Below are 12212 nucleotides of genomic sequence, written 5' to 3' on the forward strand. Positions count from 1 at the left end.
ATAATTTTCAATTAAATTATTTTAATCATAAAAATATTAGTATGTAAGGCAATAATTACTGAATTCATGATAAAAATACTTAAATATAGAGAATTTATTTAGTTTCATCGATGAATAGATAAAAAATAAAAATAGTTTTTTATAGTATGAATTTAGATTGTTAAAAAATAAATATTCTAAATAATCTATAAAAACTGTTTGCATTTCAGAAAACGTTATGTATAATTGGAATCAGGAAAGCGCTTAACCTATATAGAGGTTTGAGCGAATGTTTTCTTAACTTTTAATTAAAGGGGAAAATAAGATGGGGATTCTTACAATTGGAATAATTGGTGCTGGACGCATAGGGAAATTACACGTTGATAATTTAAAATTAATGCCGCAAATAAAAATTAAAGCGGTTTCAGATGTGGTAGTAGACCATTTACATGAATGGGCTGCAAGTAAAGAAATTTCGACGTTAACAACAAATTATCAAGATTTATTAGCTGATCCACAAATTGATGCCGTTTTCATTTGTTCGCCAACGAATACGCACGCATCGATTATTAAAGAAGCAGCTCGAGCGAAAAAGCATATTTTCTGTGAAAAGCCCGTTAGTTTTTCAGTAGAAGAAACAATCCAAGCGTTAGAAGTAGTAAAAGAACATGGCGTGCAGCTTCAAGTTGGCTTTAACCGACGCTTTGATCCCAACTTTAAAAAAGTGCATGATCTTGTACAGCAAGGAGAAGTAGGACAGCCGCACATTTTAAAAATCACCTCCAGAGATCCTCAGCCTCCGAGTCTGGAATACGTTCGCGCTTCAGGAGGATTGTTCATGGATATGATGATTCATGATTTTGATATGGCTCGTTATGTAATGGACAGTGAAGTAATCGAAGTATTGGCTTACGGCACGACGCTCATCGATCCTGCTATTGAAGAAGCAGGGGATATAGATACGGCAATTGTCTCATTAAAATTTGCAAATGGAGCTTTAGGTGTAATCGATAACAGTCGTCAAGCTGTCTACGGTTACGATCAGCGCCTTGAAGTTTTTGGTGAAAAAGGTGCAGCTGCTGCTGACAATTGCCGTCCTACTACAGTAGAAATATCAACAGGCGACAGTGTAGTTAAAGAGAAGCCGCTGTATTTCTTTCTTGAGCGCTATACACAAGCGTACATAGCGGAAGTGACACAATTTGCAAGAGCAATTATGGAAAAACAAAGCGTTATTTGTACAGGGAACGATGGGTTACAAGCAGAACGAATTGCTAAAGCAGCAAAAGAATCTTTACTATCCGGGCAGCCAGTGAAGATTGAACATAAAAAATACGCAGTGAATTAATGATAGAAATGTGGGCTGAAAGAGAATATTTGCTCTTTTCGCCTTTTTAGGAAAGCGCTTAACTAAGGAGGAATAAAGATGAATCCGCTTGTTTTTAAAGAAAACCGTGGGTTAGATTTCATCGCTGTTGGCCGTTTATGTATTGATTTAAATGCAAATGAAACACAGCGTCCAATGGAAGAGACTAAAACATTTACTAAATATGTAGGAGGCTCTCCGGCTAATATTGCGATTGGAGCAGCAAGGCTAGGCTTAAAAACCGGTTTTATCGGAAAAGTATCAGATGATCAAATGGGACGCTTCATTACGGATTATCTGCAAAAAAATAAGATTAATACAGATAGCATTGTTGTTGATAAAACGGGGGCCGTAACGGGGCTTGCTTTTACGGAAATCAAGAGCCCTACAGATTGCAGCATCTTAATGTATCGTGATAACGTAGCGGATTTAAAGTTAAGTCCTACAGAAGTATCCGAAGAATATATCAAACAGTCAAAGGCACTTTTAATATCTGGAACGGCTCTTGCGCAAAGTCCTTCTCGTGAAGCAGTGTTTTTAGCACTAGAACACGCACGCAAGCATGAAGTTGTAGTGTTTTTTGATATCGACTATCGGCCATATACATGGGAATCGGAAGCTGAAACGGCAGTCTATTTTAATTTAGCCGCTGAAAAATCAGATGTAATTATTGGTACGCGAGAAGAGTTTGACATGATGGAAAAACTTTTAAATTATAAAGAATCTAATGATCAAGTAACAGCAGAGCGCTGGTTTTCTCACCATGCTCAAATCGTCGTGATTAAGCACGGTGGAGAAGGGTCTATTTCCTATACAAGAGATGGTAAGTCTCACCGCGGAGGAATATTTAAAACAAAAGTTCTGAAAACGTTTGGCGCTGGTGATTCATATGCTTCAGCCTTTATTTACGGATTGATGCAAGGGCTGGAAATTCCACAGGCAATGCGATTGGGGGGTGCCTCCGCTTCGATTGTAATTTCAAAACACAGCTGTTCAGATGCTATGCCGACAAGGGTTGAGCTCTTCAACTTTATGGAGACAGCAACAGAAGTTTTGCAGGAAGCTTAATAAAAAAAGGGAAAATCTTGAGAGATTAAAGAAATAGCAGCTTATTAAAATGAGGTAAAGGGAGAGATATTCTATGACACAGACAGCAGTAAAAACAGTAAAAAACTATATTGGTGGACAATGGATTGAATCAGCTACATCAAAAACGGAACCTGTGTATAACCCAGCGACAGGTGAATTAATCGCCCAGGTACCTCTTTCTACAAAAGAAGACGTAGATCAAGCGGTGCAAGCAGCAAATGAAGCGTTCAAAGGGTGGGCAAAAACAGCCGTGCCTAAACGTGCACGGATTTTATTCAAGTATCAGCAGCTATTGGTAGATAACTGGGATGAATTAGCAAAGTTAGTGACAGTTGAAAACGGAAAAAGCTTTAATGAAGCGCGAGGTGAAGTGCAGCGCGGAATTGAATGCGTAGAGTTTGCGGCGGGTGCTCCTACGTTAATGATGGGTAAACAGCTTCCTGACATCGCAACAGACATTGAGTCTGGCATGTACCGCTATCCAATTGGTGTAATTGGGGGAATTACACCGTTCAATTTTCCAATGATGGTTCCTTGCTGGATGTTCCCGCTTGCGATTGCTTGCGGCAATACATTTGTGTTAAAGCCGTCCGAGCGTACACCGCTTTTAGCTGCAAGGTTAGCTGAGCTGTTTGAAGAAGCTGGTTTGCCAAAAGGCGTGCTAAACATTGTAAACGGCGCGCATGATGTGGTAAACGGTCTTCTTGAACATAAGTTAGTGAAAGCTATTTCGTTTGTAGGTTCCCAGCCTGTAGCTGAGTACGTGTACAAAAAAGGTACGGAAAACTTAAAGCGTGTTCAAGCTTTAGCCGGTGCTAAAAACCATTCAATTGTATTAAAGGATGCAGATTTGAACGTAGCAACAAAACAAATTATCGGAGCCGCTTTTGGTTCAGCAGGTGAACGTTGTATGGCAGCATCTGTTGTTACTGTACAAGAAGAAATTGCGGATCAGCTAATTGAAAGATTAGTAGAGGAAGCAAATGATATTGTAATTGGCGACGGCTTAGAAGAAAACGTCTTCTTAGGACCAGTTATTCGTGAAAATCATAAAGAGCGTACGCTCAGCTATATTGAATCAGGCGTGCAAGAAGGAGCAGAGCTAATTCGTGACGGTCGTACTGATGCAGCAGTAAATGGCAATGGCTACTTTGTAGGACCAACGATTTTTGATCATGTTACGCAAGAAATGAAAATTTGGCAAGATGAAATTTTTGCACCTGTGCTGTCCATTGTACGTGTGAAAACATTAGAAGAAGCTATTGAAGTAGCTAATAACTCTCGATTTGCAAACGGTGCTTGTATTTATACAGATAGCGGCGCAAGTGTACGTGAGTTCCGTGAAAATATTGAATCTGGTATGTTAGGAGTAAATGTAGGGGTGCCGGCACCTATGGCATTCTTCCCATTCTCTGGCTGGAAAGACTCTTTTTATGGTGATCTTCATGCAAATGGTACGGACGGCGTGGAGTTTTATACAAGAAAGAAAATGGTAACAACGCGCTGGTAAGTGATTCATTAAAAATCGCATCTCATTTAAAAAGGAAGTATCAGGAATTAAAGATATTCCTTATGCTTCCTTTTTTAAAATCGCAATCTAGTACTAGAAGGGAGAAAGAAGCATGGAAACAGTTAGAATGACGACGGCACAAGCATTAGTGAAGTTTTTAAATCAGCAGTATGTTGAATTTGATGGAAAGCAGCATCAGTTTATCAAAGGGATTTTTACAATTTTCGGGCACGGAAATGTGGTAGGTCTTGGGCAAGCTTTGGAAGAAGACCCAGGACATCTAGATGTATATCAAGGACGTAATGAACAAGGAATGGCCAATGCAGCGATGGCTTTTGCAAAACAAAAACATCGAAAGCAGATTATGGCTTGCACATCTTCAGTGGGGCCAGGTTCAGCAAATATGGTTACAACGGCAGCCACTGCTTCAGCTAATAATATTCCAGTTTTGCTGCTTCCTGGTGATGTATTTGCAACTAGACAGCCAGATCCCGTTTTGCAGCAAATTGAACAGTCATATGATTTATCTATTTCTACAAACGATGCTTTTCGACCAGTGAGTAAGTACTGGGATCGCGTAAGCCGCCCTGAACAATTGATGACAGCTATGATTAATGCGATACGTGTATTAACGAATCCAGCAGATACGGGAGCTGTAACTATTTGTTTGCCTCAAGATGTGCAGGGAGAAGCATGGGATTTTCCAGCTTATTTCTTCCAAAAGCGCGTTCACCGCATTGAGCGCCGCCTTCCGACTAGGGACAGTCTAGCAGATGCAATTCAATTAATGAAAACAAAGAAAAAGCCAATCATCATTTGTGGAGGAGGCGTTCGGTATTCAGAAGCTGCAAAAGAGTTAAAACAATTTGCTAGTGAGTTCCATATTCCATTTGGAGAAACTCAAGCAGGGAAAAGTGCCGTTGAAAGTGACTATCGCTATAATCTGGGCGGAATAGGTGTAACAGGGAACTCAGCTGCTAATACAATCGCTAAAGAAGCAGATTTAGTAATTGGAGTAGGCACACGATTTACTGATTTTACAACAGCATCTAAACAGCTTTTTCAACATCCCAACGTGCAATTTCTTACCATTAACACGTCTGAATTTCATGCAAATAAACTTGATGCTGTGAAACTTGTAGCTGATGCAAAAGAAGGGTTGCTTGCTCTTATGAAAGAGCTAAAATCAATTGGCTATCAGTCTGGTTATACAACAGAAATTGCAAATGCTAAAGACGCATGGGAAACAGAATTAGAGCGTCTGCATAGCATACGTTTTACTGGTGCAGATTTTGTTCCAGAAATACAAGGTCATTTAGATGAAAGCTTAGCTGAATATGTAGAATCACTTGGTACTCAATTAACGCAAACCGAAGTAATTGGAGAGGTAAATAAGCTCCTTGATGACAACTCCGTCATTATTGGTGCAGCAGGAAGTCTTCCAGGCGATTTACAGAGAATGTGGAAGTCTACTAAACCTAATACCTATCATATGGAATATGGATATTCATGTATGGGATATGAAGTATCAGGCGCACTTGGAGTTAAGCTGGCAGAACCAGCTAAAGAAGTGTATGCGATGGTTGGAGATGGAAGCTATCAAATGCTTCATTCAGAGCTTATTACAAGCCTTCAAGAAAGAAAAAAAATAAACATTTTACTGTTTGATAACTCGGGCTTCGGGTGCATTAATAACCTGCAAATGTCAAATGGTATGGGGAGCTTTGGAACAGAGTTTCGTTATCGAAACGATGAAACAGGAAAACTAAACGGAAACGTGATGAAAATTGATTTTGCAGCCAGCGCCGCAGGCTACGGTGTAAAAACGTATCGCGTGAGTTCTCTTGAAGAATTAAAAACGGCGATAGAAGATGCACAAAAACAAGAGATTTCTACGCTAATTGATATTAAAGTGCTGCCAAAAACTATGACGAACGGTTATGAATCATGGTGGCATGTAGGAGTAGCAGAGGTATCTAAAAATCAGCATGTACAGGAAGCTTATGAAGATAAGGTGAAAAACCTTGAAATGGCAAGAGTTTATTAAGGAGCAGGAGAAAATGAGGTTGTTGAAGAGAAACATTCGATAAATATAAAAGAGGTTTTAATTTCATATAAGGGAGAGGAAGAGATGTTCAAGGAAAATACGGTCAAACTGGGGATTGCTCCAATTGCTTGGACAAATGATGATATGCCTGAACTGGGAGCTGAAAATACATTCGAACAGTGTATCAGTGAGATGGCTTTAACCGGTTTTAGAGGAAGTGAGGTTGGAAACAAATATCCGCGAAATGTTTCAATCTTAAAAAAGGCATTATCGCTTCGGAATTTGGAAATTGCAAGCGCCTGGTTTAGTACATTTTTAACAACAAAGCCGCTGGAAGAAACGGTAACGCCATTTATTGAACATCGCGATTTTTTATACGAAATGGGAGCAAAAGTAATTGTTGTGTCTGAACAAGGGCACAGCATTCAAGGGCTGATGGATGTTCCTTTATTTAAAGAAAAGCCTGTGTTCACGCCAACAGAGTGGAGCAGACTTGCAGAAGGCCTGCACCATCTTGGGAAACTGGCACAAGAAAAAGATATGCATATTGTCTATCATCACCATATGGGAACAGGTGTACAAACAACAGAAGAAATTGAGCAGCTAATGGAGCTTACCAATCCGGAGCTTGTTTCGCTGCTATTTGATACCGGTCATCTTGTCTTTTCAGGAGAAGAACCTCTTTATATCCTAAAAAAATATCTGCACCGTATTAAGCATGTTCATTTAAAGGATATTCGTCAAGAAGTAGTTGATCGAGTCAAAGAACAGGACTTAAGCTTCTTGCAAGCGGTAAAAGAAGGAGCCTTTACTGTTCCAGGTGACGGAGCTATTGAATTTGATGAAGTATTTACTACGCTTGCCACTTCGGATTATAACGGATGGTTTGTCGTAGAAGCAGAACAGGATCCAGCCCTTGCTAATCCTTTTGAATATGCGTTAAAAGCAAGAAACTTTATTAAAGAAAAAAGCGGTCTTTAATTTCCATTGCAAAAGATTTTACGCCTTTTATGTATTTATGAAAGGAAAGGAGGAGAGGAAATGAAGCCAACCATTTATAGTGTGGCTGAAGAAGCAGGTGTATCAATTTCTACCGTATCAAAAGTCATCAATCAAACCGGTCATATTAGTGAAAGAACAAGACAAAAAGTAATTGAGGTTATGGCGCAGTTGAATTACCATCCAAGCGTCGTAGCATCTGCTTTAACAGGAAAACCCACTAAAACGATTGGGCTTCTCGTACCTGACATCTCCAACCCTTTTTTTGCCGATTTGGCAAGAAGCATAGAAGACCGAAGTCATGAGCGAGGTTTCCATGTTGTAATGTGCAATACCGATAACGATGCGGAAAAAGAGAAAAAATATCTGTCGCTGTTAATACGTCAGAGAATCGACGGTTTAATTGTAGCTTCTGCTTTTCGCAATGCTAATCTTTTAAAAAATATGCTTAAGCAAGATATACCGATTAGCGTTATTGCTTCAGAAATTCCTCACATATCCGTTAATACAGTGACAGTGGATGATTACAAAGGGAGCTATTTAGCGGCTGATTATTTATTGTCTTTGCATCATAAAAAAATTGCGATTATTACAGAAAATGCAAAAAGTAATTACGCCCGTTTAGATGCTTTTCAAGACGCTATGCAAGAAAATGGAATCATCGTGCCGCCTCAGCACGTTATTACGACCGAAGCCAGTATTCAAAAAGGATATGAAAGTGCTAAGCAAATTTTTTCAATGAAGGAAAAAGTGACGGCTATTTTTGCTTGTAACGATTTATTGGCTATCGGCGTTATGCAAGCTGCAAAAGAATTCAAAATTGATGTGCCGCGAGACTTATCAGTGATTGGCTTTGATAATACGGTTCTTTCTACTACCATCACGCCCATGTTGACAACGGTAGCACAGCCGACAAAAGAAATGGCTGTAAACGTAGTGGATTTGCTGGTTAGAGAAATGAAATATCCAGCGATTCATAAAGAACATTTGCTTCTTGAGCCAAAATTGATTATTCGTAAATCAACGGCTCCGTTAAAAAGGGGCGCCACAGCATCTACAAATAATTGAACACAATCAAGAATATTGCCGTTAATAAAAAATCCTCATAGTCACATATTCAAAAGAATTTAGAGAGTCTATGAAGAAAAAATGAGCAATTAGTAAATTCTTATTGCGCTACTACATAAAGGAGGAATTCAAGCATGTTAGGTAAATTAGGTGAATTAAATAAAGGATACAACGTACTTACAGAAATGACCGGTCAGCACAAAGATATGCTGATGGATATTGGGATTTATAAAATGTTTCAAGGAAAAGAGGAAACTTTACTAGACAGCAGTAGTGAAACGGCTATTCTTTTACTAGAAGGAAAGGTAAAGCTAGAGTGGGAAGGCCATTCGAAAGAAATTCAGCGCCAGTCCCTATTTGAAGAAGAGCCTTGGTGTTTGCACGTTTCAAAAAATGTGGAGGTCAAAATTACCGGGCTTGCCGATAGTGAAGTACTAGTTCAAAAAACGGATAATGAAAAAAAGTTTTCATCAAAATTATATACCCCCGAAGATTGTCAAAACACAGTGGCTGGTGAAGGAGTATGGGAAGGTACTGCTCAGCGTGTAATCCGAACAATTTTTGACTACAATAGCGCTCCTTACTCTAACCTTGTTATTGGAGAAGTTATTTCTTATCCAGGAAGATGGTCGAGTTATCCGCCTCATCATCATGACCAGCCCGAAGTGTATTACTATCGTTTTGACAAGCCACAAGGATTTGGCTGCGCAATGGTTGGAGAAGATGCGTATCGTGTAGTTGATAATAGTTTTATTACAATTCCTGGTGAATTGGATCATCCTCAAGCAACGGCTCCCGGCTATGCGATGTACTTCTGCTGGATGATTCGCCATCTCGACAATAATCCGTGGACAGACCGTATTATGGAAGAAGAGCATAAGTGGTTATTAGAGCCAGATGCAAAAATTTGGCCTGAAAAATAAATAAAGATCTCTATACGAAATGGGTTGCTGATGTTGAAAAACCTCGAATAAAAAATAATTATGCGTAAAATAATAGTTTATTTTTGTAAAATATGTTTTTATATGTTAAAATATAGTTTGTATTAATATTCAGGCGATGATATCGCTCTTTGCTGCAGATTCCTTTTTAGGAGTCTCTTTTTTTGGGGAAACTGAAGCAAAAGATACAGACGATTCGTATATAAATTAAAAAGAAAAGGAGATAAGCGTAAGCCGCTTATCTCCTTTTCTTTTTAGCGTTATCTAATGCTAAGTTCTTTTTCACTACTTTTTCTAAAGCAACTTCCACGTGAACATTTTTTTCATCGATGTCATTCACAAGCACGACAGTTCCTTTTCGTCCTTTAATCTTTAAATCATCGCCTTTAGAAGGAATGTTTTCCCTCAGCTGGCTTAATAGAAGCTTTCTGTTTTCAAAAAAGTGGACAGCCACCATTTTATCTCACCTAATTTCATATGATATGTGTGATACAAAGATGTGTATATGAAATCCTTCCTATACATTATGTCGCCAGGGGTGGTTTTAGAACACATTGAATAGACAATTGTTGCATCGATATATGAAATAAATAGGATGGCATAGTTATAAATCTTCTATTCTTGGACATACTTATACTACTAATCTAAAAAGGGATGTGGATGAAAATGAAGGTGGTTATCGGATTAAGTGTATTTACGGTCGTTACAGGAGCAATTGCGTTAGGGTCGGTTTACTTTTTAGCAGGTATCTTTTCATTTTTCTTAACGGTTTTTTCATAAAAAAATCCACCAAGAGGTGGATTTTTTATTTAGCAGCGGCTTTTGTTTCATGAGGCGAATTGCCGATAAATCCAAATTTCCCGCCGACAACTTCTTTTACTTCGTGGATGACAATAAAAGAATTCGGGTCAATTTGCTGGATTTTCTTTTTAATTTTTAATAGCTCGTTCTTTTTAATAACAACGTAAATAATACGTTTATCTTTGTTGGCGTAGTAGCCGTATCCGTAAAAGATGGTGGCTGCATTTCCAAATTCACTGGTGATGACTTGCGCTATGTCTTTGTATTGATCGGACATAATCGTCATTGCTTTTTTGTTGTGGAAACCTTCGATAACGACATCTACGATTTTGGCACAAAGATAGACGAATATAAAAGTATAGAGCATGTTATTGACGCCAATAGCGAAAACCGATGCTAAAATAATTACACTGTCCATGTAGAACATGCTTTTAGAGATATTATAGCCTTTTGTGTAGTTTAATAAATAAGCCAAAAGAGTTGTTCCACCAGTCGATCCATCCGCTATAAAAATGAGAGCCAGTCCTGTTCCCATTAGTAAGGCGCCGAATACAATTCCTAAAATCATGTCATGAACGTGAAAAGGAATATAGCTGACTAGACCGAGGAAAACGGATGTCATGACAGCTCCTAGAATCGTATAAAGAATCGTTTTTTTGGTTAGAAATTTATAGGCTAAGGCAATAAATATAAGGTTTACAAGAAATGTGCTGATACTTGTAGGGATATGAAATAAATAATATAAAACAAGGGCAATACCAACCGTACTTCCGTCACCTAATTTATTTGGAATGACGAAAAAATCAATGGATGCAGCAACTAAAAGTGCGCCAATAATAATTAAGATAATGTCTTTATAGATTGTTTTCAATATGCAAACCTCCTTGATTATTAGGATATTTTCATGTGGAATCTTGTTTTTACTAGTGTTTCATAAATGATAAAATAAAAAACGTCTTAGAAATTGTCTAGTTATAAAACTGATCAACTTCTAAGACGAAGAATTACGATACGTGTATAGGTCTTAATCCGGCTTTTCTATGCTTCGATGTCACCGATTATATAAACCTCTGACCGCTATGTCAACGCTGTGAGAGATGTTCAACTTTTCAAAAAATAGAAGGCGGTTTCCTACATAAAAAAAAGAATCCTTTGCGATGGTGCAAAGGATTTTCAAATTTATTGGAATAGGGGGAATACGTTATTAGGATTACCATTTTCATAAATTAATATACCTTAATTTTTCAAAAAAATTTATTTGTTAATGACGATTGAAAGTTTGTAATTCACATGCTGATTTAGCTCTGTCAAAAAATCATTTAGTTCTTCATTTGAATGAAATTTGCATTCTAATAAGTAGCAGCCATCGCCGCTGATTTTAAAGTTGTTGATAACGTGCTCCTGCTGACTTTCTAAAAATGTAAGGTAGGGGTGGTGATGAATGCTCTGCGTATAGATATTTAAAAATGCATGGATGATGTAGCCGAGTTTTCGTTCATCAATGTTAATTGTATAGCCTTTGATAATGCCTTCATCTTCTAACTTTAATACTCTAGCAGAAGCGGCTTGTCCGGTTAAATGCACTTTTTCTCCTAATTCTTTCATCTTTATACGTCCATTTTTTGATAGCTCTTCTAGTATGCGTTTATCTGTATTATCTAACATCGCTACAAATCCTTTCGTATTTCAAATCAAAAGGGTTAACTACTTGATGTCACCTATGTATACTGATACGTCTTCTATTTTATACTAAAGAAAAGTAAGAAAAAAGAGCCGTCAATATGTAAGATATAGAAACCGGCAGTAGTTTGTAAACAGCTAGATTGACGAAAGCTTAAGCTTGCTGTATGATTCTTTGAGTGTTTACGTGGTTCGTAACCATCCCACGTTAAAAAACTAAGGAGAGAATAGTAAGATGAATATAAGAACACTTTGCGTTAACGGTCTTTTAGCTGCTATGTATATTGCTGTCAGTATGTTAATCCAGCCGTTTGGCTTCACCAATATCCAATTTCGTATATCGGAAATGTTCAATCACTTAATTGTGTTTAATAAAAAGTACGTGTATGGCATTGTGCTAGGAGTATTTCTGACGAATTTGTTTTTTTCACCAATGGTCGCTTATGATCTGGTGTTTGGGGTAGGACAATCCGTGCTATCATTACTCATTACCATTTTTTCTATGCGCTACATTAAAAATATGTGGGCTCGTATGCTTGTTAATACACTTGTATTTACGTTCACGATGTTTATTATTGCGTTTGAACTGCACTTAGCATTTGATTTACCATTTTTCTTTACATGGTTAACAACGGCTGTTGGTGAGTTCATTGTCATGCTTGTTGGAGCACCAATTATGGCTGCAATTAATAAACGTGTACAATTTAATAAGCTAGTTGGATAAAAAAGATG

11 protein-coding genes and 1 riboswitch are annotated in these 12212 nt (G+C 37.9%); of the genes, 8 read left to right on the forward strand and 3 right to left on the reverse strand.

Annotated features, from left to right (window positions below; all coding sequences use genetic code 11):
- The first annotated feature begins 304 nt into the window (after positions 1 to 304).
- The 7 genes from iolG (at position 305) to AC0C45_RS24930 (ending at position 8981) form a co-directional block, all read left to right on the forward strand.
- Complete coding sequence (gene iolG / locus AC0C45_RS24900; protein ID WP_280168814.1) at positions 305 to 1327, forward strand: inositol 2-dehydrogenase; 1023 nt, start codon at positions 305 to 307, stop codon at positions 1325 to 1327.
- A 78-nt stretch (positions 1328 to 1405) separates the two neighbouring features.
- Complete coding sequence (iolC, locus tag AC0C45_RS24905) at positions 1406 to 2413, forward strand: 5-dehydro-2-deoxygluconokinase (RefSeq protein WP_034654613.1); 1008 nt, start codon at positions 1406 to 1408, stop codon at positions 2411 to 2413.
- A gap of 73 nt (positions 2414 to 2486) precedes the next feature.
- Positions 2487 to 3944 carry a CoA-acylating methylmalonate-semialdehyde dehydrogenase gene (locus tag AC0C45_RS24910; RefSeq protein ID WP_047931522.1) on the forward strand — a complete coding sequence of 486 codons (1458 nt, stop codon included), beginning with the start codon at positions 2487 to 2489 and terminating at the stop codon, positions 3942 to 3944.
- A 112-nt stretch (positions 3945 to 4056) separates the two neighbouring features.
- Positions 4057 to 5991: a 3D-(3,5/4)-trihydroxycyclohexane-1,2-dione acylhydrolase (decyclizing) gene (iolD, locus tag AC0C45_RS24915; RefSeq protein WP_047931523.1), complete on the forward strand. Its 1935-nt coding sequence runs from the start codon at positions 4057 to 4059 to the stop codon at positions 5989 to 5991.
- An 84-nt stretch (positions 5992 to 6075) separates the two neighbouring features.
- Positions 6076 to 6972: a myo-inosose-2 dehydratase gene (gene iolE, locus AC0C45_RS24920; protein ID WP_034654606.1), complete on the forward strand. Its 897-nt coding sequence runs from the start codon at positions 6076 to 6078 to the stop codon at positions 6970 to 6972.
- A gap of 60 nt (positions 6973 to 7032) precedes the next feature.
- Complete coding sequence (locus AC0C45_RS24925; RefSeq protein WP_336439321.1) at positions 7033 to 8058, forward strand: LacI family DNA-binding transcriptional regulator; 1026 nt, start codon at positions 7033 to 7035, stop codon at positions 8056 to 8058.
- 134 nt (positions 8059 to 8192) lie between these two features.
- The gene (locus AC0C45_RS24930) at positions 8193 to 8981 is read left to right on the forward strand and encodes a 5-deoxy-glucuronate isomerase (RefSeq protein ID WP_016762917.1); all 789 of its coding nucleotides are present in this window, start codon (positions 8193 to 8195) and stop codon (positions 8979 to 8981) included.
- A gap of 256 nt (positions 8982 to 9237) precedes the next feature.
- On the opposite strand, the gene AC0C45_RS24935 is transcribed toward AC0C45_RS24930, so the two are convergent.
- The 3 genes from AC0C45_RS24935 to AC0C45_RS24945 form a co-directional block, all read right to left on the reverse strand.
- The gene (locus AC0C45_RS24935; RefSeq protein WP_016762918.1) at positions 9238 to 9456 is read right to left on the reverse strand and encodes a hypothetical protein; all 219 of its coding nucleotides are present in this window, start codon (positions 9454 to 9456) and stop codon (positions 9238 to 9240) included.
- A 348-nt stretch (positions 9457 to 9804) separates the two neighbouring features.
- Positions 9805 to 10671 (reverse strand): YitT family protein, encoded by an 867-nt coding sequence (locus AC0C45_RS24940; RefSeq protein ID WP_047931527.1) that lies wholly within the window; start codon positions 10669 to 10671, stop codon positions 9805 to 9807.
- 383 nt (positions 10672 to 11054) lie between these two features.
- A complete protein-coding gene (locus AC0C45_RS24945) occupies positions 11055 to 11465 on the reverse strand; it encodes an Lrp/AsnC family transcriptional regulator (RefSeq protein WP_016762919.1) in 411 nt (136 codons plus the stop codon).
- Positions 11466 to 11661: 196 nt separating this feature from the next.
- Positions 11662 to 11706, forward strand: a riboswitch (PreQ1 riboswitch).
- A 9-nt stretch (positions 11707 to 11715) separates the two neighbouring features.
- Between AC0C45_RS24945 and AC0C45_RS24950 the strand changes: the two genes are divergently transcribed.
- Positions 11716 to 12204, forward strand: a complete 489-nt coding sequence (locus AC0C45_RS24950) for a QueT transporter family protein (protein WP_013081607.1) — start codon at positions 11716 to 11718, stop codon at positions 12202 to 12204.
- Positions 12205 to 12212: the final 8 nt, after the last annotated feature.

It is taken from the genome of Priestia sp. VA7 (assembly GCF_055710015.1).

What these genes read in the sequence shown, in the direction of transcription:
- iolG (WP_280168814.1), top strand. Translation starts at nt 305, where the DNA reads ATGGGGATTCTTACAATTGGAATAATTGGTGCTGGACGCATAGGGAAA.
- iolC (WP_034654613.1), top strand. Translation starts at nt 1,406, where the DNA reads ATGAATCCGCTTGTTTTTAAAGAAAACCGTGGGTTAGATTTCATCGCT.
- AC0C45_RS24910 (WP_047931522.1), top strand. Translation starts at nt 2,487, where the DNA reads ATGACACAGACAGCAGTAAAAACAGTAAAAAACTATATTGGTGGACAA.
- iolD (WP_047931523.1), top strand. Translation starts at nt 4,057, where the DNA reads ATGGAAACAGTTAGAATGACGACGGCACAAGCATTAGTGAAGTTTTTA.
- iolE (WP_034654606.1), top strand. Translation starts at nt 6,076, where the DNA reads ATGTTCAAGGAAAATACGGTCAAACTGGGGATTGCTCCAATTGCTTGG.
- AC0C45_RS24925 (WP_336439321.1), top strand. Translation starts at nt 7,033, where the DNA reads ATGAAGCCAACCATTTATAGTGTGGCTGAAGAAGCAGGTGTATCAATT.
- AC0C45_RS24930 (WP_016762917.1), top strand. Translation starts at nt 8,193, where the DNA reads ATGTTAGGTAAATTAGGTGAATTAAATAAAGGATACAACGTACTTACA.
- AC0C45_RS24935 (WP_016762918.1), bottom strand. Translation starts at nt 9,456, where the DNA reads ATGGTGGCTGTCCACTTTTTTGAAAACAGAAAGCTTCTATTAAGCCAG.
- AC0C45_RS24945 (WP_016762919.1), bottom strand. Translation starts at nt 11,465, where the DNA reads ATGTTAGATAATACAGATAAACGCATACTAGAAGAGCTATCAAAAAAT.
- AC0C45_RS24950 (WP_013081607.1), top strand. Translation starts at nt 11,716, where the DNA reads ATGAATATAAGAACACTTTGCGTTAACGGTCTTTTAGCTGCTATGTAT.